Raw genomic sequence first — 25,393 nt, 5'->3', positions numbered from 1 at the left:
GTCGGCGTTGCCCCGACGGCGCTTGCCGCGCTCCCGGCGCTCGGCGAACCACCGGAACGGACTTGCCACCGCGTCGACCGTCCTTACAAGTCAGGAGAGCAGGAAGGTCAGTTGTTCGCGGCCTTGTTCTGGCTGGTCTGCTCGATGGGAGGCGCGACCTGGGGCTGCTGCGCCGGCTGCGGCTGGGCAGGCGGGAGCTGCTGGACCGGCTGCTGCACGGGCTGCTGCTGTACCGGCGCGTCGTCCGCGTCCTGGTCGCGCAGGCCCTTGGTCTCAGCCTTGAAGATCTTCGCCGACTTGCCGAGCGAACGGGCCATGTCGGGAAGCTTCTTCGCACCGAACAGCAGAATGATCACCACAGCGATGATGATCAGCTCGGTGGGTCCGAGGTTACCCATTGGTGATCCTCCTGTCTGCCCCGCTACGACGATCGTACGCGGAGTTTGCCCTGGTGCGGGCCTGTTCCCTGGGCCGCCGTCCGGCGATGGCCACCTTCAGCGCCGCGGAGCGCGCCTTGAGCAGGCCGACGCCGTTGCCGAGCCCGTCCCCCACCAGAGTGCGGGCACGGGCGAATCGACGCAAGGATCGGATGACTCGGATCGCGATCACGATGAGCACGATCAGGCCGAGAGCGATCAGCGCCAGGGTCGGTGTGGACGGCACAGGCACACGTTATACGTCTTGGGTGGACAGCAGGTGATCTGCCCGGCGCAATGCCTCTGCCGCTTGGCGAACAACCTCCTCCGCGAGTTCCGACGGCTTTTCGACGTGCACGTCACCGCCGAGCCCGAGGAGCAGGCGGACCATCCAGGACGGGTCGTCGTAGCGCATGAGGACACGCGTGCGGCCGTCCGAGAGCTCCGCCGCGTGGTCGACCGGGTAGTACTCGGCGACCCAGTGCGCGTCCGGTTCGAGAAGCAGCACGGCGACCTTCTGGTCGTCCCTGGGGTGGAACAACCCCTCCGATGTATCGGTCAGCTGGGCGTGCGGCGGAGGCGACGACTGCTCGTCGAGCACCTGCACGTCGTCGATGCGGTCGAGCCGGAACAACCGCACGCCGAGCGCCGATCGGCACCATCCTTCGAGGTAACCGCGCCCTTCGACGAGCAGCAGACGCATCGGATCGACCACTCGGTCGCTCATCGCGTCGTGCGACTGCGAGTAGTAGCGGATGCGCACGGCCCGTTCGCGCTTCACGGCGTCCTGCACGGCGGCACGAACCTCGGCGGTCTCCCCGCGTTCGAACGCACCGAGCCCGACGACCATGCCCGCCGGCTGCGCCTTGCCGACCGCCGCCTCGATCTTGGCCAGCGCCCGCTGCACCGCGTCCGTGTCGACGACGCCCGGCGTGTCCGCCAGCGCGCGCAACGCGACCAGCAGCGACGCCGCCTCGGCCGCGGTCAGGCGCAGCGGCCGGTCGAGGCCCGCGTCGAACGAGACGGTGATCGTCTCGCCCTCGAACGACAGGTCGATCAGGTCGCCCGGCCCGTAGCCGGGCAGCCCGCACATCCACAGCAGCTCGAGGTCCTTGCGCAGCTGCTTGGGCGTGATGCCGAAGTCGGCCGCGGCCTCCTTGACGGTGATCGCGGGCCGGTTGAGCAGGTACGGCACGAGTGCGAGCAGCCGCGGCAGCCGTTCGTTCGACGCGGTCACCGCGCTCCTTCCAGTGCGCCCTGCAGGCGGTCGCGGACCGACTTGGCCAGGACCTCGGGCTCCAGCACGACGACGTCGGGCCCGAACCCGGCGAGCCACTTGGCCGCCGAGTCGGGGAACTTCAGGTCGATCTCGACGACGTCGCCGCCGTCGCGTTCCTCGACGACCTTCGCGTGCCGCCGCAGCCCTTGCGCCCGGTCCTTGGCGACCCAGATCTTGGCGGGCGACGTGTGGTGCGGATCGGCCTGCGTGCGCGCGATGAGGCTCATCAGGTCCGTGCCCTCGGGCACGGTGAAAGCGCCGGGCTTGCCGACGGTCCGGACCGCGCCCACGACGCGGGAGAGCCGGAAGCACCGCGTGTCCTGGCGTTCACGGTCCCAGCCGACGAGGTACCACTTGCCGCGCCACGCGACCACGCCCCACGGTTCGACCGTTCGTTCCTTCTGCCCGCCCGGCGGCGGCTTGCGGTAACCGAACGAGACGACCTGCCCCGCCTGCACGGCCTGCAGCAGTGGCGGGAACGCGGGCTCGTTGGCCCGCACCTTGGGTTCGACGGCCGCGGGCGTGTCCTGGTCGACGTCCACCCCGGCGGCCCTCAGCTTGATCAACGCGCCGTGCACGGCGCCCGTGAGCTGCGGCGAGTCCCACAGCCGGGCGGCCAGCGCCACGGCGGCGGCCTCGTCGGGTTCGAGGTCGATGTCACCCAGCTCGTAGTCGCGCCGCGCGATCCGGTAGCCGTCCTCCGCTCCCTCGGCGTTGGACTGCCGCCCGGTCTCGAGCGGCACGCCGAGATCGCGCAGCTCGGACTTGTCCCGTTCGAACATGCGGAAGAACGCCTCGTCCGTCGGCGCTTCGTGATAGCCGGGGACGATGGCGCGGATGCGCTCCGCTGTCAGGTACTGACGGGTCGACAGCAGGCACAGCACCAGGTTGACAAGGCGTTCGGCACGTGCGATGGCCACGGACAGACCCTAACGCGTGCGCGCACCGAAACCTCATCACCACCTGTCGTCAACGGTCCGTTCAGAACAACTCACGTAACTCGCGGACCAGTTCGACGGGTGCTTCCTCGGCCATGTGGTGCCCGCAGTCGAGGGAACGAACCCGCACGTCGTCGGCCCATTCGGCCCAGATCGCGGGCAGGTCGCCGTACAGGTCGCCGAGGTCGTCCTTGGCCGACCAGAGAGCGAGCACCGGACACGTGATCCTGCGTCCCGCGGCCCGGTCCTCGTCGTCGTGGTGGCGGTCGACCTCCAGCCCGGCGCGGTAGTCACCGCACATCGCGAGCACGGTCTCGGGGTCGTGGATCGCCCGCTGGAAGTCGGCCCAGTTCTCCACGCCCATCGCGAGTGGCGTGTCGTGGTGGCGGCCGCCGTACCAGAGGCCGGGGTTCTCGTTGATCATCGCGGCGGCGAGTTCCTGCCTGGCCAGGAAGAACCAGTGGTACCAGGCCTGGGCGAACCGGGCGTCGCAGCGGCTCAGGTGGGCACCGATCGGCAGTCCGTCCAGCACGGCCAGGTGCGTGACCCGGTCCGGGTGGTCGAGCGCCAGCCTGATCGCCGCGGCGGCCCCGCGGTCGTGGCCGACGACGGCGAACTCCTCGTGGCCGAGCCCCCGCATCAGGTTCACGAAGTCGCGGGCCATCGCCCGTTTCGAGTAGTCACCGGGTTTGCTGGATTCGCCGTAGCCGCGCAGATCCGGGCACACGACCGTGTGGTCCGCAGCGAGCAGTGGCGCGACACGGTGCCAGGTGGTGTGGGTACGGGGGTGGCCGTGCAAGAGGAGGACCGGCGGCCCTGCACCGCCGGTCCTCACTCGCAGATTGGCCTCGCCGACGTCCCTGCAACGCAACGAGAATCCGTCGAACACCTGCTTCGGCTACCCCGCACGGGAGTGGCCGACACGTTCTTTTTCGCCAGAGGCCCGACAGGTGTTACACCGCGACGGGGAGGGATGACCGGCGCCTCCTCACGTGCGACCGACGCGGCCCTTCTCGCCGGCAGCCCAGCAGGTGTGTCCGACGCAGTCCACGGTGTCGAAACTTCCCGTGTCCGCGACCTTCCAGGTCTTGCCGTCCTTGCTGGTGTCCGTTCCGGACGGACCGACCGTGACCAGGCCGTTGCCGCGGTAGGCGATACCCGACCGGTACCCGACGGGAGCCTGCTTGCCCGCCGTCCAGCCGCGTCCGTCGTTAATCGCGAACGCCGGCGTCGGGTCGGTCGGCAACAGGTAGTCACCACCGATCGCCACACCGCGCCACGGCGTCTTGAACGCCACCGCGAACACCCCGGCCGCCTCGCCGGACGGCAACGGCACCTCGCTCGCCTTCCACGACCGGCCGCCGTCGCGCGACTCCAGCACCCGTGCCTTCGCGCCGCCGCCGGTCGCGATCCACGCGTGGTTGCCGCTGGTCGTCACGCACTGCCCGGACGCCGCGAACGCGAACTCGCCCGGCAGCGCGTCCGGCATGCCCAACGTGGCGTTGACGTGCCACGACCGTCCGCCGTCCCACGTCCGCAGCACCCGGAACTTGCCGTCGACGGGGTCGCTCAGCGCCAGCCCGCGGAACCGGTCGAAGAACGCCACGCAGTCGTAGAACGCCTTCGGGTCGGTGTTGCGGAACTCCTCCTGCCAGGTCCGGCCGCCGTCGGACGTGCGGTAGATCCGTGACGACTCGCCCTCCCCGATCGACAGCGCCACGGCGTTGCGCGCGTCGAAGGCCTCGATGTCACGGAACTCGAGCGCCTCGGTGCCGGGTGGGCCCACCGACTCCCACGTCCGGCCGGCGTTCACGGTGCGCAGGACGGTGCCCTTGGAGCCGCTCGCCCACGCGACCTGACCGGACACGGCGGACAGGCCGCGCAGGCGGGCGTCGGTGCCGGTCGGCTTCAGTTCCCAGTAGGTGTCCGTCGCCGAAGCCACCCCGGGAAGAACCAGAAGTGCGGCGAGTGCCGCCGCAATGATCCTCATGCGGCCACTCTGGTCGAGCCGGTGATCGCTTCCTACCCCCGATCGGCGGTCAGGGCGCGATCCGGGCCAGGTCCACCCTGGACGCGATGGCGAGCTTGCGGTAGATCTGCCGCAGATGGAATCCGACCGTGTGCGGTGAAATGAAGAGTTCCTTCGCCACCTGGCGGTTGGTGAGGCCGTCCGCGACGAGCCGGGCGACCTTCTGCTCGGTGCCGGTGAGGCTGTCCCAGCCGGTGCGCGGCCTGGGTTCCGGTTCCTGGTCGTCCTGGCGTCTCACCGTGGTGCGGCGCCGCCGGACGCCGAGCCTGCGCAGGGTGCGGCGCACTCGGGCGGAGTCGAGTTCGGCCTCGATCTCGTCGTAGCCGCCGAGCGCGTGGTTGAGTTCGAGGACCGCCTGCTCCCGGTCGGTGTCGAGGTGGACGGCCGCGATGTCCTCCGCGAGAGAGGCTTTCGTCCACGCGTCGGCGCATCTGTCCCGCAGTTCCGCCAGCACGCCGGTGTCCTGTTTCACCAGTGCACGGCCGTGTGCGGCAGCGACGACGACCGACTCGTGCTTCGGGTTGGCGCGGGCCAGGTCCTCGGCCGTGCTCGCGAACAGTTCGGCGAGGACGTGGTCGTCGGCGGCCATGGCGGTGCGCACGCACCATGCCGTCGCGGTGGGTGCCTCCATCAGCAACTGCAGGCAGAGCCCCGGGTCTTCCGCGAACGGGCGGATCTCGTCGATCGCCGCCACCGCGCCGTCGCCGGCCGCGGCCACCTGACCCGCGATCAGCCGCAGCGTCACCGCGCACGGGTGGGTGGGCCCGGCGGGGATCGACTCCTCCAGCCGGCGCAGCCCGTCGGTGGCGGTGACCAGATCGCCCCGGCGAAGTGCGCAGAGCACCAGCACCGCGCCGAGCTGGGGCTGGAACAACGGCATCTCGGCGATCTCGGAGGCCGCGAGACCGGTGGTCGCGGCCGCTTCGGCGGCAGCGACCTCGCCCTGGGCCAGCAGCACGGCCGCGCGCAGCGTGAGCGGGACCGACGTCATCACACCGGTTCCGTGCGCTTCCGCCGTGCCGCAGGCCTCGTCCACCCCGGCGAGCGCCTCGTCGAGCCGGCCGAGCCTGGTGAGGATCCACACCTTCGTCCACAGTGGATCGCTCTGCCAGATCCTGGTCAGCTCGTCGCGCACGGCCACGGCCGCCTCGGCGGCCTCGATCGCCACGTCGAGGTTCCCCTCGCGCCAGCTCGCCATCGCCCGCACGGTCAGCGCGGCGGCCAGCACGTCCGAGTTGAACTGGCCGGCCTGCGCCAGCACCTGGTCCGCCATCCCGATCGCCGCGGTGAGGTTGTGCAGCGACAAGATGTTGAGCAGCAACAACTCCGGCGACAGGTCGTGCCCGTCGGTGGCGGCCTCGGTGACCTCCAGGCCGACGGTGCACACCGTCGTGGCGTCACCGCGCAGCATCTGGGCGATGGTCTGCCAGGTGCGCAGCACGGACGCCGACTGCACGTGGCCGGGGTCTTCGGGGTGCAGCAGGTCCCGCGCGAGCTCCACGGCCTGGCTGAGTCTGCCCATCCGGACAAGGGCCGCGGCCGCCGTGACGCCGAGCGCGATCCGGTTCGGCTCGCCCGGTGCGGTGATCCTCAGGCCGTTGATCGCGAGCGCCGCGGCCGCCTCCGGGGAGTCCGGCAGCAGGCTCTGCGCGGCCGCGTCGACAGCGCTGACGGCCTCCGCGTCCCCGGTGCGCGCGCAGTGCACCAGGTGCACCGCGACGGACACGGCGTCCCGGTGCTCACGGCCGAGCAGCATCGTCACCGCCTGCCGATGCAACGCCGACCTCATCGGCTCCGGCACGGACCCGAGCACGGCCCGCCACACCGGTTCCCGGTGGAAGAGGAACTCGGCACCGCCACCACGCAGGAACCCGGCGGCGAGTGCTTCGCGCAGCGGCCGCAGCAGCACGGCCACGGGCTCGCCCAGCATCTCCGCCAGGTCCTCCGGGGCGAAGCCGCAGCCGAGCACCGCCGCGACCTGGAGCACGTCCTGCGCCTGGGGCGACAACCCGTGCAGCCGCTCGCCCATCATCCGCCGGAACGGCCACGGCAGCTGCCCGGCCGGTTCCGGTGACACGGCGCAGGCGATACCACGCTCCATCGGGCCCGCCATCAACCGGGCGACGCCACCGACGGCCTGGACCTGGTTGTCCCGCACCAGGTCCAGCACCACCTCGACGACCTGCAGTGGCGTGGTGCCGGCACTGCCGACCAGCGCGGCGACATCCTGGTCCGGTTCCGCGCCCAGCACGTCCGCGGCGATGGCCAGCGCCGCGTCGTCCGACAGTGGCGTAAGTGGTTCGATCCAGTCGCACGGAAGAACGCGCGCCATGTCCTGCAGCGTCGCGCTTGCGGCCGTGGCGAACTGCTCGGCGTGCACGGTGATAAGCCAGCACACGGGCAGATCCTTGAGCTTGGCCATCACCGCACTCACGGCGCCGAGCACCGGCGGCGGCGTCCGGTGAGCGTCGTCGAGCGTGACCAGCACCGGTCCGTGCCGGAGCCGCTGGACCAGCCGCGGCTCGATCTGGGCGGCCAGCGCGCTCACGCTGACGACGTGGGGGTGGTCCGTCCTGGAACCTTCCGCCGGAAAGGCGCCCGGCGACAGGTCCAGCGAGGAGAAGCCCTGCAGCGCGGCCAGGGACGTGCCTTCGGCCACCAGCCTGGTGTTGCCCGTGCCCGTGGAGGACGCCACCACCAGCATCCGTGCCTGCCGGGACTCCGCCGCCGCCTGGATGAACCGCTTTATCCTCCGCGTTTCCTCGTCACGTCCGCGCAACGGGAGCGATAAGGGCAGATCAACCGACTGCTCCCACGCCGCGAGATTCTCACCGAGAGGTGTGCACGACACTTATTTTCCCTGTCCTGTGAGCACAGTGAAGAAGGATGAAAAGCGAACTTCTACGGCTCGGACAAATCTGGCTCACGCAGCCAATCAAGACGCGGATATCCAGTGGACGTGCGACTCACCGACTTCACCCGAGAACCTCCCACCTCGTCCGCTGGGAGACTCGCGCGACGTCACCCGCCATGTCAACACCCATGGCGGACCGCGGACAGGAGCGTTCTTCAATGCCCTCCGCGATCCGCTGCAATCACCGCGTGGAATTCCACTGCTGCCATCGGGTGATGCCGACAATCGTGACCAGCACGATCACGTCCTGATCACCGGGATCACACCGGGCCGTCGCGATCGGAATCCGGGGAGAGCGCTCCCATGGGGAGGGTGGCCGAAGTGGGCCCCATTCGAGACGCGGCGCGCCGGTCCCGTCGGCGAAAATTCGAAGGCCGCGCCCGTTCACACGGGGGGCGAGTTGTGAAATGTCCGGCCGGGCAGCGGCCGGCTCGTTGGACCACCTGCGCGAAACAAACGTTTGCAGTCGGGCGGATCACCGTGACGCCGCAACGAGTTCGGCGTTCTCCACGGCGGACCGGTCCTGCGACCGGCCCGCCGATCTCCGTCAGCGCAGGGTCGCCGGAAGAACGCTCATCCGGCGGATCATCCACTCGGACTCCCACTCGAACGGCGTGGCAGTGCTCAGCTGAGCCTGCGGGAAACGGCGCAGGAACCCGCTCACCGCGATCTGGGCTTCCAGGCGCACCAGCGACGCGCCGATGCAGTAGTGCATGCCGAGGCCGAACGAGAGGTGCCCATGGCCGCCCCGCGCGGAGTCGAAGCTGTCCGCCCCCTCCCCCGGTTCCCGGTTGGCCGCGGCGATGCTGACCTGCACGGGCGCGCCCTTGGGGATCAGGTAGCCGCCGAGCTCGATGTCCTCCAGCGGGAAGCGCCAGGTCGGGTGCGGGAACGGCGGGTGCACGCGCAGCGCCTCCTCGATCCACGACTTGATCTCGTCCTCGGTCTTCGGCCGGTCGTCGACCGGGCGCCGCAACGCCTCGAAGAGGGAGGCCGAGATCAGGCTGCCCGTCGTCTCGTAGCCCGTGATGATCATGCCCAGCGTCCACACGATCACCTCGCCCTCCGTCACGGCGGCGTCGATGCCGTTGGAGGAGGCCAGAAGCCCGGTGATGACGCCGTCGCGCAGTGGTGCCGGGTCGGCCACCCACCCCTCGACCGCCCCGTACAACGCCCGCACCGCAAGGGTCCTGGCCTCGTAGTCCGACGAGTAGAGCATCACGTCGGTGATGCTGCGCAGCTGCCGTTCCGCCTCGTCGGGCAGGCCCAGCATCTCGGAGATGAACGCCAGCGGGATCTTGTGGGTGTAGTCGGTCACGACGTTGACCTCGTTGTCCCCGAGGACACCGCGCTGTTCGAGCTCGTCGAGGAAGCCCTCGACCTTCACGCTGACGCGTTCGCCCCACTTCTCGGTGTTGCGCGGGCTCAGCACGGGCGCGTGCAGCCGCCTGATCCGCGCGTGGTCCTCCCCGTCACTCATGATCATGGCCCGCGCGTACTCCGGTGGCGGCTGGGAGCCCACCATCAGGCCCGGCTGCTTCATGAAGTCCGGTACGAGGGTGATGTCCTTGCCCATCTTCGGATGCGCTAGCGCGACCTTGACGAGCTCCCGGTCGCACACCACCCACGCGTGCTGCCCGAGGTAGGGGATCCGTACGACCGGAGCCACCCGCGCGGCGGCGAGCAGCTCGGGCATGCAGTCGAAAGGACCAGGGTCGATGGGCATGGTCGTCTCGGGGGCCTGCGGCCACGTCTTCGTCGTCCCGTTCAACGTGCGATACCTCCGGTGGGAATCTGGTCCTGGAAAACGACAGCGGACTCGATCAGGTCGGCGGCCCGCTTCGGCGCGTCGCTGCTGTTGAGGTCCACCGCGATCTCGGCGGCGCGACGCCGATAGCGCTCGTCGGTCCGCACGGTGGTGACGGCGGCGCGCAGGCTGGACTCGGTGACAGCACGGGGTTTCACGACCACGCCGACGCCGGCGTACTCGACTCTCGCTGCCACGTCGGGGTTTTCCTCCGTGGCGGGAACGACGACCAACGGCACCCCGTGCGCGAGAGCGGCGTTGACCCCGTTGTAGCCGCCGTTGGTCATCATCACGTCCACGTGCGGAAGCAGGTGGTGGTACGGCACGAACCGTTCCATCCGGACGTTGCGCGGCAACGGAAGCAGCCGTTCCACGTCCAGTTTGCTGCCGGTGGTCAGCACGACGAGGACGTCCTCGCCAGCGAGAGCGCGCACGGCGGGCACCAGCATGCGTTCGACGTCGTTGGCGGTGGTGCCCTGCGTGATCAGGACGACGGGCCGGTCCCCGGAGAGCTCGTCCCACCACGACGGCGGGTCGAAGTTCTTCGGTGGCACGCCGAACAGGCCGCCGATGAAGTGGGTGCCCGGCGCCAGGTCGCGGCGCGGGAACTCGAACGACGCCACGGAGCCGACCAGGTACAGGTCGGGGTACCGGGAGATGTTCTCCATCGCCCTCGTCCTCAACCGGGGCAGCCCGACCTGCGCGCGCACGCGGTCGGCTTCCGCGCGAAGGTCCCGCATGGACACCTGGTCGCCGGCGAACCTCAGCGCGGCGTTGCGCAGGCGGTTCCACGGCGTGGTGCTCGGCCCCAGGCCCATGCCGAGCGGCCCGGTGTCGCGGCTGCCCAGGATGTAGATGGAGTTCGCCAGCCACACCAGCGGAATTCCCGTCTTCTCGCTGGCGAAGCAGGCGCCGTAACACATGTCGTCGGCGAGGATGCGGTCGGCGGGAAACCGTTGCAGCAACGCCAGGATGTCCGCGAGCTGGCCGGGAGCGGTGCGGTAGAAGATGTCGCGGACGCCGACCTTGAAGCTCTTGAGCCCGGCCAGTCCGGCATGCCCGGGAAACGCCTCCTCCCGGCTCCTGCCGCCGAAGTCGAGTCCTTCCGTCATCGGTTCGAAGCGCGCCCCGGTCCGTTCGACCTGTTCCCGGAAGACCTCCCCGGTGTACCAGCGCACCTCGTGACCGCGGCGCGTCAGTTCGGTGGCTATCTCGAACAGGCTGACCACATGTCCTGGGGCCGGTGTCGTCGCGATCAGCACTCGGGTCAACGTCGCCTCCAGCGGCTGCTCCGGGGTGGCCGCTGAGCGGCTCGCGTCAGCATCGCCTGTTCACGGCGCCGTCCGGCGTGTCAAGACAAACCCCGCGCACTTGCGCAGGGGCCGGTCGGCTTCCGCCCGTCTTGATACCGCTCACGCACCCGCGAGCCCGTTCACGACCGGCTCTGTCGGGGGATACGGGCGCACCGCCGCCGCCCCAACAATGGCGCCAGATCGAATTCCCCGCCCGCCGCTAGCGCACCGGAAGGGAAGTCCGCGGTGACAACGCTGCAAGAGGTCAACGGGCTCGACGCCATCGGTGAGAGGAAGAACGTCACCGTCATCGGCGCGGGTGTCGCCGGGCTGGTGGCGGCTTACGAGCTGGAGCGTCTCGGCCACGAGGTGGAGATCGTCGAGGCCGGCGACAGGATCGGCGGGCGCGTCCACACCCACCGCTTCACGGCCGAGGGCGAGGCCGGGCCGTTCGCCGAGCTCGGTGCGATGCGCATTCCTTCCGCGCACCGCCTGACCCTGCACTACATCGCGGAACTCGGCCTGCAGGACCAGGTGCTGCCGTTCCACACGATCTTCTCCGACGACGCGGCCTATCTGCCCAGCTCGTCCGGCTATTTGCGCGTGCGCGACGCACACGACGTGCTCGTCAGCGACTTCGCCTCCGGGGTGCCCGCGGGGCGGTACCGCGACGGCACCCTGCTGTTCGGTGCCTGGCTGGACGCGACCATCAGGGCCATCGCGCCGCGCCAGTTCTACAACGGCATGCACGGCGAGATCGGCACCGGCCTGCTCGACCTGGTCGAGGAGGTCGACCTGACGCCGTACCGCCGCGGCCACAACGGCACCATGATCGACCTGCACGCCTTCTACGCGGGCAACCCGCGCATCCGTTCGCTGGTGCCGCCGCACCTGGAGCGCTTCCTCGACGACGTGCTCGACGAGACCAGCTCCGACATCGTGCGGCTGCGCGACGGCATGGACCTGATCCCCCGCAGCCTCGCGACCCGCCTGCTCGGCAGGATCACCCTCGGGCAGGAGGTCACCGGGATCGAGGTCCGCGACCGGGACGTGGTCCTGAACCTGAGGCAGGGCACCAGGTCCTTCACCAAGACCTGCGACTACGTGGTGTGCACGGTGCCGTTCACGGTGCTGCGAGGGATGCGTCTCAGCGGGTTCGACGACGAGAAGCTCGACATCATCCACGAGACGAAGTACTGGCCTGCCACCAAGGTCGCCTTCCACTGCCGCGAGGCGTTCTGGCACGAGGACGGCATCCGCGGCGGCGGCTCGTTCACCGGCGGGCACGTGCGGCAGACCTACTACCCGCCCGTCGACGGCGATCCGGCGCACGGCGCGGTGATGCTCGCCAGCTACAGCATCGGTCCCGACGCCGACGCGTTGAGCGAACTCACCGAGCAGGAACGAATCACGCTCATCACCAGGGAACTCGGCGTCATGCACCCCGAACTGCGCCGCCCCGGCATGGTCCTCGGCGTCGCCACGAAGGCCTGGGGCGAGCACCGCTGGTCTCTCGGCGCCGCGACGATCCGCTGGGAACAGGACTCCGCGCTGCGGGAGGCGCAGCGCCGCGAGGCGACGAGGCCGCAGAAGGGGCTCTTCTTCGCCGGGGAGCACTGCTCGTCGAAGCCCGCGTGGATCGAGGGTGCGATCGAGTCGGCCATCGACGCGGCGCACGAGATCGAGTGGTGCGAACGACGGACGGGCGTGGCGTTCCCCGCGCGCCGGCTCACGCACACGGAGAAGTCCGCATGAGCGTCTTCGACCTGCCCAGGCTGCACTTCCGCGGTACCGCCTCGACGCGCCTGCCGACGGGACCGCGCAACGGCCTGGCCGACCTGGCCACGAACACCGCGCTGACAGCGGACGGCGAACCGTTCCCGGTGCACCGCCCGCCCGCCGAGTACCACGCCCACCTCGACGAGACGGGGCCCCGGTACGACAGCGCGGGCCGCGAGACGCCCGACGGGCCGTTCAGCGCCGCCAAGGGCCGTGACTTCGCCGGCAACGGGCACTTCTCGATCAACGCGCGGGTCGTCAGCACCGAACTCGTCGCGGGCCGGCCCGACAGCGAGGATCCGGTGGTGGGCAGGGCCGTCGATTTCTGGGGCCACTACAACGAATACCTGGCGACCACGGTCAACCGGGCACGGATCTTCGACGTGGACCCCGCATCCGACTGGACGACGACCCTCATGGTCGGCCAGGTCGGCTTCGGCCGCGAGGGGCGGTCACACGACGTCGGGTACATGGCGACCGGTGCGGTCAAAGGCTTCTCGCCGCCGCGCTGGCACGCCACCGGACGCGGCTGCGGCCACTGGCAACTCGGCCGCTCGGTGGTGCACCAGGTCGTCGTCACCGACGACGACCTGCGCTGGCTGGACGAGGCGGACGCGTCACCGGTCGCGCGGCTGCTCCGCGAGGCCGGGACCGGTGGCCTCGTCGTGCAGTTCGCCCTCGACGGCCAGTCCGCTCCCCAGGCACCGGACCAGCCCTCCCAGTGGCGGCTGCACGGCACGATCGCGCCGTGGCGGCCCGGCGAGCTGCGCACGTACCCGGCCGGACGGCTGCTCGTGCCGGATCGCGGCACCCGCAACCGACTGGGCAACCTCACTGTCGCGACCTCGCCGGGCCAGGTCACGCTGAACATGATCACGGCGCCCGTACCGGCGGCCGCGGCTCGTGACCTCGAACTGCGCACGGTCCGTGACGACCGGCTGGTGGCCCGGATCCCGGCCATGGCGTACACCGAGGACGCGGCTGTGACCTCCGGCGTGGTCACGGTTCCCGGCCTGCTGTCCGAAGAGGACATCGCGGGTGACGCGCTGCGGATCGTCGCCTCGGACGGCGTGCTCCTCCTGCGGGAGCAGGAGATCAACCTCCAGGTCGACGACGCGAGCGTGTTCGTGGATCACCCCCGGAGCACCGACGACGCCGAGCACGACGTCGAAGTGGCGGTGCGGTCGTTCGTCCGGGGCCGTCCCGCCCCGGTGCGCGACATCGCGGTCCGGCAGTTCGCCAACCCGGCGGCCCGTCCCCGTGGGCCGGTCGGCGCCGTCGTCTCGCTGGACACCGACGTGCTCGAGACCGATGACCGCGGTCACGGCTGGTTCACCCTGCGCGGCAAGGCGGCCGGCACCGCACGGGTGCTGCTGACGGCCGTGCCCGAGCCCGCCGCGCTCGACTACGACAACGACGACAAGCTCGGTTTCTGGTCCGGTGCCGGGTACCTGAGCGTGCGGGTGCTGCCGGACGACTGGCATCTCGAAGACGTGGAGCAGGCCGACTACGACCTGGTCTACCGCGAGGTGTTCGCCTACTACGAACACCTCTTCTCCTTCATGGACAAGGAGGTCTTCAGCCTCGCGAACCGCAGCCGCACCGAGACCTACGCCAAGCTGATCTGGCAGATGTGCGATCCGCAGAACAAGTCGAAGACCTACTACATGCCACCCACGCGCGACCTCTCCGAAGCGAAGTCGCGGCTGCTGCTGAAGTTCCTCCGCAACCAGCAGACTCCCGGCCACCTGCTGCTGCCGGCCGAGACGACCATGCCGAGCCGCAACCGGATCGCCACGCGCGGCCGGTTGGTCGAGATCCTGCGCGAAGCGGCCCTGATCGAGCTGGCCGTCATGCTGCAGTACCTCTACGCGGCCTACTCCGTGCCCACCTACGGCGCCGGCGCGGAGTACGTGCGGCTGGGTCTGTGGACCCCCGAGCAACTGCAGCTCGCCTGCGGTGACGGCGGGGAGACCCTCGACGAGGGCATCCGCAGCATGCTGCTCGGCATCGCCCGCGAAGAGATGATCCACTTCCTGCTGGTCAACAACATCATCATGGCGCTGGGCGAACCGTTCCACGTGCCGCGGGTCGACTTCGGGACCATCAACCACGCACTGCCGGTACCGCTGGACTTCGCGCTGGAACGGCTGGGCCTGGGCAGCGTCGAGCGCTTCACCCAGATCGAGAAGCCCGAGCACCAGGTCAGTGACCTGCGGCCGCGCGACGGCGAGGCCCAGGCGCAGCGGCAGGAACACGGCTACGCCTCGCTGAGCGAGCTGTACGCGGACATCCGTGAGGCCCTGCAACAGATCCCGGACCTGTTCCTGGTCGACAAGGGCAGGGGCGGCGGCGAGCACCACCTGTTCCTGCGGGAGTCGATCAACCACGAGCACCCCGACTACCAGCTGGAGGTCGACGACCTCCCGAGCGCCCTGTACGCGATCGACGTGATCACCGAGCAGGGCGAGGGCGGGGTGCTCGACGAGGACGCCGTCGAGGACTCGCACTACACGTCGTTCCTGCTGATCGGTGAGCTGCTGCGCAAGGCACCAGTCACGGGGCCGCACGGCGAGCTGTGGAACCCCGCGTACCCGGTCGCCCGAAACCCGTCCCTGAACCCCGCGAGCCCCGCCGTCGAGACGGTGACGGACCCGGACGCCCGCACGGTCATGCAGATCTTCAACGAGTCGTACTTCATGGCCCTGCAATTGATGGCCCAGCACTTTGGCGAACGCCCGGACGCGAGCCTGCGCCGGTCCGACCTGATGAACGCGGCCATCGACATCATGGCCGGGCTGATGCGCCCGCTGGCCGAACTGCTGGTGACCCTCCCGTCCGGACGTCGCGGTACGACGGCCGGGCCCTCGTTCGAACTGCCGGACGTGCCCGCCGCGATCTCACGGCCGGACGTGGCCCGGCGGTCGATCGCGATGCGGCTGGACGACATCGCGGCCCAGTGCGCCAAGTGCGCTCTCGTACCCGCGCGAGTCGGCGAGCTGAGCACGTTCTGGGCGGACCACTTCCGCGCACAGGCCGGAGGGCTGTGACATGACGCTGCCCCGGTTCAGCCTCAAGAGCTGGTCCGCCGAGGACATCTCCGACCCGTACCCGGTGTACCAGCGCTACCGCGAGATCCAGTCCGTCCACGAGGGCGCGGACGCGATCTACGTCTTCGGCTACGACGACGTGGTGAAAGTGCTGTCCGACCGCAACTTCGGCCGCGTGGCACGCTCCACCGAGGACGGTGTTCCGCTGTCCCTGCCGGTGCCTCCGGAGTTCGTCACCCTGCGCTCGGTCGTGGAGAACTGGCTCGTCTTCCTCGACCCGCCCGAGCACACGCGGCTGCGTTCGTCGCTGCAGAAGGAGTTCTCGGCCGGGGTGGTCACCGCGTTGCGGCCGCGCATCGACCGCATCGCCAGGGATCTGCTCTCCCGGCTGGCCGGGCAGGCCGACCTCGTCGGTGGGTTCGCGGCGCCGTTCCCGATCATGGTGATCTGCGAGCTCCTTGGTGTTCCCGCGCAGGACCATCAACGGCTGCGCGACCTGGCCGTGGCGTTGCAGGGGGCCAGCACCACCCGGACCGGCGAGTCACGCCACATCGACGCGGAGGGCGCCGCGCGGGAACTCACGGACTACTTCCGCGACCAGGCGGAGCGACGGCGGCCGGGCGCGGACGACCTGATCGCGTTGATGGCCGGCATCCCGCTGAGCACGGAACGCATCGTCGGCACCTGCGTCCACCTGCTGACCGCAGGACACGAGACCACGACCAACTCGCTGGCCAAGGCGGCGCTGATCCTGCGCGCCCATCCGGAGCTGATCGCCGACCTGCGCGACTACCCGGACCTGGTGCCCACCGCCGTGGAGGAACTGCTGCGCTACGACCCGCCGGTGCAGGCGGTGACGCGCTGGGCCCGCGAGGACACCGTCGTCGGCGGCACCTCCATCCCCGCCGACAGCCGCGTGATCGCGCTGCTGGGCTCGGCGAACAGGGACCCCTCCCGCTTCTCCCGGCCGGACGTCGTGGACGTGCACCGGCCGGCGGAGCGGCAGCTCGCGTTCGGCATCGGCATCCACTACTGCCTCGGCGCGACGCTGGCCCGCGCCGAGCTGGAGATCGGCCTGCGCGCGCTGCTGGACGGCCTGCCCGGCTGGGAACGAGCGGCCCACCACGTCGAGTACGCCGCCGACATGGTCTTCCACGGCCCGGCACGACTCCTGCTCGACCTGACCGACAGCTTGGAAGGGACGCACCCGTGACATCGCAGACCGACGCCGTCGGCGGCAAGTACGACCAGTTCGCGCAGGCCGGCACGACGGAGGCCCTGGGCGGCAACATCCACGCGGGCTACTGGGACTCGGGCGCCGAGCACGTGCCGATGGCCGCGGCGACCGACCGGCTCACCGACCTGGTCGGCGAACGCCTCGCCCTGCGGCCCGGCGACCGGGTCCTCGACGTGGGCTGCGGCAACGGTTTCCCGGCCATGCGCATCGCCGGGACCCACGACGTGCACGTCACGGGGATCACGGTGTCGCAGCAGGAGGTGGACCGCGCGACCGAGCTCGCGGCGGGCTCGGACCGCGTCGCGTTCCGGCTCGCCGACGCCGCCTCCCTGCCCGGCGACCTCGGCACGTTCGACGCCGTCTTCGCGATCGAGTCGTTGCTGCACCTGCCGGACCAGGCCTCGGCCTTGGCGCGGCTGCGCCGTTTGGTCCGTCCCGGTGGACGGCTGGTCGTGGCGGACCTGTGCCAGCGGGAGCCGTTCACCGGCGCGGGCGAGGCGGTGCTGGCCGGGATGATCCGCACGCTCGAGATCGCCGGGATCAACTCCGAGTTGGAGCACCGGGCGAGTCTGCAGAAGGCCGGGTGGGACCTGCTGGAGCTGCTCGACATCGGCGAGAACGTGCGGCCGAGCTACGAGCAGGCGGCCGCCGCGTTCCGCCGGATCGCCGACTCGGCACCGCCCTTCGCGGCCGCGGACATCATCACGGCCGCGGAGCTGATGGCGGCGTTCGGGGAGAACCCGAGCAGTGGCTACGTCCTGATCACCGCCCGACGGCCGTAGAGGGGGTCCGCCATGACTGCCCAGCTGAGCAAGCCCGCCACCCTGCGTGCTCGCGGAAACGCCGGCCACCTGCACCGCATCGCCCTGTCCGCCGCGACCCGCCAGGGCGCGCACATGCGCACTTCGGACGTGCGCGCCTGGCTCGCGCAACGCCGCCAGGCCAACGTTCTGCAGGTCGAACGCATCCCGTTCGCCGACCTCGACCAGTGGCACTTCGTGAGGTCCACCGGCGATCTCGTGCACGCGAGCGGCCGGTTCTTCGCGATCGAGGGCCTGCACGTGGTGGAGCACGACGGCCCGCACGGCGACGGCCCGTACCGCGAATGGCAGCAGCCGGTCATCAAACAGCCCGAGGTCGGGATCCTGGGCATCCTGTGCAAGGAGATCGACGGCGTCCTGCACTTCCTGATGCAGGCCAAGATGGAGCCGGGCAACCCCAACCTGGTGCAGCTGTCCCCTACCGTCCAGGCGACCCGCAGCAACTACACCGGAGCGCACGGCGGCTCCAGCGTGAAGCTGCTGGAGCACTTCGCCGACCTCGACCGGGACCAGGTCGTCGTCGACGTCCTGCAGGCCGAGCAGGGGTCGTGGTTCTTCCGCAAGTCCAACCGCAACATGATCGTCGAGACCTCCGCGGAGATCGCCGAGGACGAGGACTTCCGCTGGCTCACCCTCGGGCAGATCGCGGAGCTGCTGCACGAGGACGAGACGGTGAACATGAACGCGCGCAGCGTGCTGTCCTGTCTTCCCTACTACGACCCGAATCCCGGCGCGCTGCACTCCGACGTGCAGCTGCTGTCGTGGTTCACCGGGGAACGGGCGCGCCACGACGTGCGGACCACGCGCATCCCGTTGGCGTCCGTGGAGGGCTGGAAGCGCGGTCCCGACGCCGTCGAGCACGAGGACGGCCGCTACTTCAAGGTCGTGGCGATCGCCGTGCACGGCAGCAACCGGGAGCGGATCAGCTGGACCCAGCCACTGCTGGAGTCCGTCGACATGGGCGTCTCGGCGTTCCTGGTGCGCGACTTCGGCGGTGTCCAGCACGTGCTGGTGCACGCGCGTGCCGACGGCGGTTTCCTTGACACCGTCGAACTCGCGCCCACCGTGCAGTGCACGCCGCGCAACTACGAGCACCTCCCCGCCGAGGACCGCCCGCCGTTCCTCGACGTGGTGCTGCGGGCCGAGCGGTCCCGCATCCGTTACCAGGCAGTGCATTCCGAGGAGGGCGGCCGGTTCCTGAACACCCGGTGCCGCTACCTGACCGTCGAGGCCGACCCCTCGCTGGTGCCGTCCGAGCCGCCTCGCGGCTTCGTCTGGGCCACGCCCGCGCAGCTGACCACGCTGGCACGGCACGGCCACTACCTCAACGTGGAGGCGCGCACGCTGCTGGCGTGCATGAACGCCGCCTCCGCCTGGCCACGGGGACTGGTGTGAGATGAAGAGGATCACTGTGCTCGGCGCGACGGGCTTCATCGGCTCGGCGGTGCTGAAGACCTTGGCACGCCAGGAAATCCGCCTTCGGGCCGTGGCCCGCAAACCGGCCGAGGTGCCGCCCGGCCCGGCCGAGGTCGAGGTGGTGACCGCCGACCTCACCGACCGCGCCGAACTCGCGCACGCGGTCGAGGGCTCGGACGCGGTCGTCTACCTGCTGCTCGGCGACGGTGGCTGGCGCGCCGCCGAGGAGGGCTCCGCCGAGCGCGTGAACGTCGGTGTCATGCAGGACCTGCTCGACGTGCTGGGCCGCGACGACGGCGTCCGCCCGGTGGTCGTCTACGGCGGCGCGGCGTCGCAGGTCGGTGTGCCGCAACGGGAACCGCTCGACGGCAGCGAACCGGACAGGCCCGAGACCGCGTACGACCGGCAGAAGCTGCGCGCCGAACTGCTGCTGGAGCGGGCGACGGCCGCCGGCCGGGTCCGGGGCATCACCCTGCGGCTGCCCACCGTGTTCGGCGAGAGCACGCCGGGCGGCGGTCACGATCGCGGTGTCGTGTCCGCGATGGCGGCCAGGGCGCTCGACGGGCAGCCGCTCACGATGTGGCACGACGGCACCGTGCGGCGCGATCTGGTGCATGTCGACGACATCGCCGCCGCGGTCTCCGCGGCACTCGCCCACCCCGATCCGTTGTCCGGCAGGCACTGGCTGCTCGGGGCGGGCCGTGGTGACGCGCTCGGCGACGTGTTCCGGCTCATCTCCGCCATCACGTCCGAGCACACCGGGACGCCGCCGGTCGAGGTCACCTCGGTCCAGGCCCCCTCGCACGCCCCCGTGACCGACTTCCGCAGCGTGACCATCGACTCCTCGGCGTTCCGGGCCGTCACTGGCTGGCGCCCGGAGATCCCGCTGGGGGAAGGGATCCACCGAACCATCGCCGCACTCGCCCGAAAGGCTCGCCCATGACCACGCGTGTTTGGGACTACCTCCTCGAATACCAGAACGAACGGCTCGACATCCTCGACGCCGTCGAGAAGGTGTTCAACTCCGGGCAGCTCGTGCTCGGGGAGAGCGTGCGCGGGTTCGAGGAGGAGTTCGCCGCCTACCACGGCGTCGGGCACTGCGTCGGTGTCGACAACGGCACGAACGCGATCACGCTCGGGCTGCAGGCGCTGGGCGTCCAGCCCGGCGACGAGGTGATCACGGTGTCGAACACCGCGGCGCCGACCGTCATCGCGATCGACAACGCGGGTGCCACGCCGGTGTTCGTCGACGTCCGCGAGGAGGACTTCCTCATGGACACCGCGCAGATCGAAGCGAAGATCACCGACCGCACCCGTTGCCTGGTGCCCGTCCACCTCTACGGGCAGTGCGTCGACATGACGGCAATCCGGGCGATCGCGGACAAGCACGGTCTGAGCGTGCTGGAGGATTGCGCGCAGGCACATGGCGCCCGCCAGCATGGCAAGATCGCCGGCTCGACCGGTGACGTGGCGGCATTCTCCTTCTACCCCACCAAGGTCCTCGGCGCGTACGGCGACGGCGGCGCGGTGATCACCCCGCACGACAACGTCGCCGTCCAGCTGCGCCGGCTGCGCTACTACGGCATGGACAAGATCTACTACACGGTCCAGACCCCGGCGCACAACAGCCGCCTCGACGAGATCCAGGCGGAGATCCTGCGGCGCAAGCTGACCCGGCTCGACACTTACGTCGCCGCGCGAAGGGCTGTGGCGCAACGGTACGAGGAAGGCCTCGGGGACACCGATCTCCTCCTGCCCAAGACCAACGAGGGCAACGACCACGTGTACTACGTCTACGTCGCAAGGCATCCGCGGCGTGACGACATCATCGAGCGCCTCAAGTCGTACGACATCCACCTGAACATCAGCTATCCCTGGCCCGTGCACACGATGAGCGGTTTCGCCCACCTCGCGGAGCGCACCGGCTCGTTGCCCGTCACCGAGGCGCTGGCGGGCGAGATCTTCTCGCTGCCGATGTACCCCTCGCTGTCGCCCGACCTGCAGGACAAGGTCATCCACGCGCTGCGCCAGGTCCTGGCCACGCTCTGAGATCGCAGGAGCTCACATGAAAGTCCGCACGCTCGCAGTGGAAGGCGCGCTGGAGTTCACCCCGCAGGTGTTCGGTGACGACCGAGGCCGGTTCCTCTCCCCGTTCCAGGAGGCAGCCTTCGCCGAAGCGCACGGCAGTCCGCTGTTCCCGGTGAGGCAGACGAACCACAGCGTGTCCGCCCGCGGGGTGGTCAGGGGCATCCACTACACCACCACGCCGCCGGGTTGTGCCAAGTACGTCTACTGCGCGGCCGGGTCGGCCATCGACGTCGTGGTCGACATCCGCGTGGGCTCGCCGACGTTCGGCCGGTGGGACTCCGTGCTGATGGACCAGAACCACCACCGCACCCTGTACTTCCCGGTCGGCGTCGGGCACGCGTTCATCGCTCTCGAAGACAACACCGTGATGTCGTACATGATCTCGGGCACCTACGTCGCGGAGCACGAACTCGCCCTTGACGTCCTCGACCCGGCCCTCGGTCTGCCCGTGCCGAAGAACGTCCCGCCGATTCTGTCCGAAAGGGACAGTGTCGCGATCACCCTCGCCCAGGCGAAGGAACAGGGTCTGCTGCCCCACTACGAGCTCTGCCGGCAGATCGAACAGGAACTGACGCAGGCCGTCGTCTCCCTCTGACCTCCAGACCGAACTCGTTCACCCATCAGGAGAAGCTCGCCATGACCCAGACTCTGCCCCAGCCGCAAGACGTCGGTGCGCTCTACGACAAGCTGACCCTGAGCGCGATGCGCGACGGCAGCTTCAACACCAACGTGCACATCGGTTACTGGGACTCGCCGGACTCCACTGCCACGATCGACGAGGCGATGGACCGGCTCACCGACGTCTTCATCGAGAAGCTCGGCGTCGACGCGTCGTCGCACGTCCTCGACCTGGGCTGTGGGGTGGGCGGCCCGGGCCTGCGACTGGCGGGCAGGACCGGCGCACGGGTGACGGGTGTCAGCATCAGCGCGGAACAGGTCAAGACCGCGAACAAGCTCGCCGCCGAGACGGGTCTCTCCGCCAGGGCGGTCTTCGAGCACGCCGACGCGCTGAACCTGCCGTTCCAGGACAGCTCGTTCGACGCGGTGATGGCGCTGGAGTCGATCTGCCACATGCCCGACCGCGACCAGGTGTTCCGCGAGATCTTCCGCGTCCTCAAGCCCGGCGGCCGGGTGGTGCTGACCGACATCTTCGACCGCTACCCGCGCAAGGAGGTCCGCAGTCCCGGCATCGACAAGTTCTGCCGCGACCTCATGTGCACCACGGCCGACATCGACGACTACGTGCCGATGCTGCACCGCGCGGGCCTGCGCCTGCACAGCATCGACGACATCACCGAGCAGAGCACCCTGCGCCTGGCCGACGAGATCGAGAAGCTCGGTGGCTTCGAGGAGCGTCCCGTGGCGATGGACGAGGGCAACTTCGAGTTCTCCGAGGACGCCTTCAAGCCGGGCGACCTGTCCGGCGCGGACGACTTCGGCTGCCTGCTGGCCGTCGCGGTCCGTCCCTGAAAGCACTGACGCGGCAGGGCGGCCCCGGGTCGCCCTGCCTCTCCGACGAAGGGCGCGCACGCGATGACGGGCAAGACAGAGCGGACCGACGTGCTGATCGCGGGTGGCGGTCCGGTCGGAATGGCGCTGGCGATCGACCTGACGTACCGGGGGATCGGCTGCGTGGTCGCCGAGGCCGGTGACGGCGAGGTCCGGCACCCCAAGGTGAGCACGATCGGCCCCCGGTCGATGGAACTGTTCCGCCGCTGGGGACTCGCGGACGCGATCCGGAACGCGGGCTGGCCGTCCGACCACCCGCTGGACATCGCCTGGGTCACCAAGATCGGCGGGTACGAGCTGCACCGCTACCGCCGGGGCACCGCCGCCGACCGGCCGGTTTTCCAGCACACCCCCGAACCCGACCAAATCTGCCCGGCGCACTGGCTCAACCCCTTGCTGGCGCAGGCGACCGGCGCACCGTTGCGGCTGCGGACCTCGCTCAGCGACGTGACGCAGAACGACGACCACGTGCACGCCGTGCTCACCGATCTGGACACCGGCGCGAAGACCGAGGTCCAGGCCCGGTACCTGGTCGCGTGCGACGGCGCGGCGTCCCCGATCCGGCAGGCGTGCGGCATCGGCTCCCCCGCGCGCTTCCAGCCCCAGATCTTCCGCAACATCCTGTTCCGCGCCCCCGAACTGCGCGCCCGCCTCGGCGACAGCACCGCTCTGGTGCACTTCCTCGTCCGCTCACCCGTGCTGCGCTTCCCGTTGCGTTCACTGGACGGCGACGAGCTGTTCAACATGGTCGTCGGCGTCGAGGACGAGCACGCCGAACGGGCCGAGGCGCAGTCCCTCATCCGGGACGCGATCGCGTTCGAGACGCCGTTCGAGGTGCTGAGCGACGGCGACTGGCACCTGACCCACCGCGTCGCCGACCGCTACCGGCACGGCCGCGTGTTCCTCGCGGGCGACGCCGCGCACACCCTGTCCCCCTCCGGCGGCTTCGGCCTCAACACCGGCATCGCCGACGCGGCGGACCTGGGCTGGAAGATCGCCGCCACGCTCGGCGGCTGGGCGGGGCCGCGCCTACTCGACAGCTACGAGGCCGAACGCCGGCCGATCGCCGAGGCGAGCCTGAACGAGGCCAACACGAACCTGCGGCGCACGATGGACCGCGAGGTGCCGCAGGACATCGACGGCCCTGACGGCGAACAAGCCCGCAAGGCCATGTCCGAACGGCTCGCGTCGAGCGGCGCGCACCGCGAGTTCGACGCCCCGGAAATCCACTTCGGACTCCGCTACCGGTCGTCGGTGATCGTCGACGACCCCGGCCAGTCGCCGGCGATCACCGTCCCGGACGCGGCCTGGCGGCCCGGTGGCGAACCGGGCAGGCGAGCGGCGCACGCGTGGTGGGACGCCACGACGTCCACTTTGGACCTCTTCGGTCTGGGCTTCGTCCTGCTCCGCTTCGGTGACGACGAACGGCTTCCGCTCTTCGAGGCTGCGTTCGCCGAACGCGGTGTGCCGCTGAGCGTGCGCCACAGCGACAACGACGAGCTGGCCAAGCTCTACGACCGCGCCTTCGTCCTGGTCCGCCCGGACGGCCACGTGGCGTGGCGGGGTGACGCGCTGCCGGACGACCCGGCGACTCTGGCCGACACGGTGCGCGGAACCGCGTTGCAGGCACCCCGGGCCGAGATGCCCACGACCCCGGCCTCCGTCGACTCGCTGCCCGCCGTGCTCGCGGCGGGCCAGGTCGCGCCGATCGTCACCGTCGACTACTTCGGTGGCACGAACTGGGTGGTGTGCGACCCGGACCTCGCCCGCACCGCGCTGCTGGACTCCCGGCTCAGCAAGGACATGGCGCTCGCACCGGAGTGGATGCGGATCCCCGGCGCGATGCTCGGTGCCCAGCCACGCGCCGAGGTCGCCAAGGCCATGGTGATGAGCGAGGGCGCGGAGCACACCCGGATCCGGCGCCTGCACGCGAAGTTCTTCACGCCCCGCAAGCTCGGCGAGTGGGGTGAGCGGATCACGAAGCTCGCCGAGGGGCTGCTGGACAACCTCACGTCGGAGCAGGGCGAGGTGAACCTCGTCGACCGCTTCACCTTCGCGCTGCCGCTGGGCTTCTTCAGCGAGCTGATCGGCGTACCACCGCACCTGAGGCCCGCGCTGCGCGAGGTCACCGACAACATCATCTACTCGCAGGACCAGGACGAGCGTGCCGCCGGGGTGGGTGGGCTCGCCGGCACGGTCGCGCAGTGGGCCGCCGAGGGAAACGTGCTGGAACAGGGGTTCGTCACGGACCTGCTGGCGGCGCAGGCCGAGGACGCGGTCAGCCTCAACGAGGTCGTCACGTGGACGACAGGCCTGATCATGGCGGGCTACGAGTCCACCGCCAGCCTGATCGCCTCGTCGATCCACGAGGCCCTGCGCCGCCCGCCCGGCGAACGCCCCCGCACCGACGCCGAACTCGGCGACTGGGTCGAGGAGACCCTGCGCGTGCAGCCGCCGCTGCCGCACGCGACGTGGCGGTTCGCCACCGAGGACGTCGAACTCGGCGGCTACCTGATCCCGAAGGGCGCGCCGGTGCAGGTGAACCTCGCCGCGGCCAACCGCTGCCCGCACCGCACCGCCGGGGACGAGTTCGCGCCCGGCACCGGGGGCGACAACGTCAGCTTCGGCCTCGGCCGGCACCTCTGCCTCGGCGCGCCGCTGGCCCGGCTGGAGGCCCGGATCGCCCTCGGCACGTTCCTCACCCGCTTCCCGCACGCCCGCCTGAGCACGACGAACGAGGTGCGGTGGGAGTCCGACTGGATCATCCGCCGCATCAGCGCCCTGCCCGTCGTGCTGTCGCCTGCCCCGGAGGACTGAG

19 protein-coding genes are annotated in these 25,393 nt (G+C 70.2%); 10 read left to right on the top strand and 9 right to left on the bottom strand.

Features of this window, described 5'->3' with window-relative positions; all coding sequences use genetic code 11:
• Positions 1-107 precede the first annotated feature (107 nt).
• From tatA to IG04_RS0114470, 9 genes are all read right to left on the bottom strand, one after another.
• The gene (tatA, locus tag IG04_RS0114510; RefSeq protein WP_030477156.1) at positions 108-398 is read right to left on the bottom strand and encodes a Sec-independent protein translocase subunit TatA; all 291 of its coding nucleotides are present in this window, start codon (positions 396-398) and stop codon (positions 108-110) included.
• Positions 391-663, bottom strand: a complete 273-nt coding sequence (locus tag IG04_RS0114505; protein WP_051769878.1) for a bacteriophage holin — start codon at positions 661-663, stop codon at positions 391-393. The genes tatA and IG04_RS0114505 overlap by 8 nt, the downstream gene beginning before the upstream one ends.
• A 9-nt stretch (positions 664-672) precedes the next feature.
• Positions 673-1,653: a helix-turn-helix transcriptional regulator gene (locus tag IG04_RS0114500; RefSeq protein ID WP_030477154.1), complete on the bottom strand. Its 981-nt coding sequence runs from the start codon at positions 1,651-1,653 to the stop codon at positions 673-675.
• Positions 1,650-2,615, bottom strand: coding sequence for a helix-turn-helix transcriptional regulator (locus IG04_RS0114495; protein WP_030477153.1), 966 nt, complete (start codon positions 2,613-2,615; stop codon positions 1,650-1,652). Before IG04_RS0114495 ends, IG04_RS0114500 begins: the two co-directional genes overlap by 4 nt.
• Positions 2,616-2,676: 61 nt before the next feature.
• Positions 2,677-3,522, bottom strand: a complete 846-nt coding sequence (locus IG04_RS0114490; protein WP_030477152.1) for an alpha/beta fold hydrolase — start codon at positions 3,520-3,522, stop codon at positions 2,677-2,679.
• Between the two features lie 99 nt (positions 3,523-3,621).
• The gene (locus IG04_RS0114485; RefSeq protein ID WP_030477151.1) at positions 3,622-4,623 is read right to left on the bottom strand and encodes a beta propeller repeat protein; all 1,002 of its coding nucleotides are present in this window, start codon (positions 4,621-4,623) and stop codon (positions 3,622-3,624) included.
• A gap of 49 nt (positions 4,624-4,672) precedes the next feature.
• Positions 4,673-7,513, bottom strand: coding sequence for a helix-turn-helix transcriptional regulator (locus IG04_RS0114480; RefSeq protein WP_144065365.1), 2,841 nt, complete (start codon positions 7,511-7,513; stop codon positions 4,673-4,675).
• A 610-nt stretch (positions 7,514-8,123) separates the two neighbouring features.
• On the bottom strand, positions 8,124-9,347 hold the full coding sequence (locus tag IG04_RS0114475) for a cytochrome P450 (protein WP_030477149.1): 1,224 nt from the start codon (positions 9,345-9,347) through the stop codon (positions 8,124-8,126).
• Entirely contained in the window at positions 9,344-10,645 is a 1,302-nt protein-coding gene (locus IG04_RS0114470; RefSeq protein ID WP_084401277.1) for a glycosyltransferase, read from the bottom strand. The genes IG04_RS0114475 and IG04_RS0114470 overlap by 4 nt, the downstream gene beginning before the upstream one ends.
• Before the next feature lie 192 nt (positions 10,646-10,837).
• On the opposite strand from IG04_RS0114470, the gene IG04_RS0114465 reads away from it, so the two are divergent.
• From IG04_RS0114465 to IG04_RS48605, 10 genes are all read left to right on the top strand, one after another.
• Positions 10,838-12,430: a flavin monoamine oxidase family protein gene (locus IG04_RS0114465; RefSeq protein WP_084401279.1), complete on the top strand. Its 1,593-nt coding sequence runs from the start codon at positions 10,838-10,840 to the stop codon at positions 12,428-12,430.
• Positions 12,427-15,504, top strand: coding sequence for a ferritin-like domain-containing protein (locus IG04_RS0114460; RefSeq protein ID WP_030477146.1), 3,078 nt, complete (start codon positions 12,427-12,429; stop codon positions 15,502-15,504). Before IG04_RS0114465 ends, IG04_RS0114460 begins: the two co-directional genes overlap by 4 nt.
• Before the next feature lies 1 nt (position 15,505).
• Positions 15,506-16,717 carry a cytochrome P450 gene (locus tag IG04_RS0114455; RefSeq protein WP_030477145.1) on the top strand — a complete coding sequence of 404 codons (1,212 nt, stop codon included), beginning with the start codon at positions 15,506-15,508 and terminating at the stop codon, positions 16,715-16,717.
• Positions 16,714-17,523 carry an SAM-dependent methyltransferase gene (locus IG04_RS46470; RefSeq protein WP_030477144.1) on the top strand — a complete coding sequence of 270 codons (810 nt, stop codon included), beginning with the start codon at positions 16,714-16,716 and terminating at the stop codon, positions 17,521-17,523. Before IG04_RS0114455 ends, IG04_RS46470 begins: the two co-directional genes overlap by 4 nt.
• Positions 17,524-17,535: 12 nt before the next feature.
• Entirely contained in the window at positions 17,536-18,957 is a 1,422-nt protein-coding gene (locus IG04_RS46465) for an NDP-hexose 2,3-dehydratase family protein (protein WP_030477143.1), read from the top strand.
• A gap of 1 nt (position 18,958) precedes the next feature.
• On the top strand, positions 18,959-19,921 hold the full coding sequence (locus IG04_RS0114440; RefSeq protein ID WP_030477142.1) for an NAD-dependent epimerase/dehydratase family protein: 963 nt from the start codon (positions 18,959-18,961) through the stop codon (positions 19,919-19,921).
• Positions 19,918-21,027, top strand: coding sequence for a DegT/DnrJ/EryC1/StrS family aminotransferase (locus IG04_RS0114435; protein WP_030477141.1), 1,110 nt, complete (start codon positions 19,918-19,920; stop codon positions 21,025-21,027). Before IG04_RS0114440 ends, IG04_RS0114435 begins: the two co-directional genes overlap by 4 nt.
• 16 nt (positions 21,028-21,043) lie before the next feature.
• Entirely contained in the window at positions 21,044-21,661 is a 618-nt protein-coding gene (locus IG04_RS0114430) for a dTDP-4-dehydrorhamnose 3,5-epimerase family protein (RefSeq protein ID WP_030477140.1), read from the top strand.
• Between the two features lie 41 nt (positions 21,662-21,702).
• On the top strand, positions 21,703-22,536 hold the full coding sequence (locus IG04_RS0114425; protein ID WP_030477139.1) for an SAM-dependent methyltransferase: 834 nt from the start codon (positions 21,703-21,705) through the stop codon (positions 22,534-22,536).
• A gap of 63 nt (positions 22,537-22,599) precedes the next feature.
• The gene (locus IG04_RS48605; protein ID WP_084401281.1) at positions 22,600-25,392 is read left to right on the top strand and encodes a cytochrome P450; all 2,793 of its coding nucleotides are present in this window, start codon (positions 22,600-22,602) and stop codon (positions 25,390-25,392) included.
• The last annotated feature ends 1 nt before the right edge of the window (position 25,393 follow it).

The organism is Lentzea albidocapillata, from assembly GCF_000719115.1.
In the GTDB taxonomy this organism is placed as follows: Bacteria; Actinomycetota; Actinomycetes; order Mycobacteriales; family Pseudonocardiaceae; genus Lentzea; species Lentzea albidocapillata.
The sequence above is the reverse complement of the archived record's forward strand: the minus strand, read 5'-3'. Positions and strand labels throughout refer to the sequence as shown.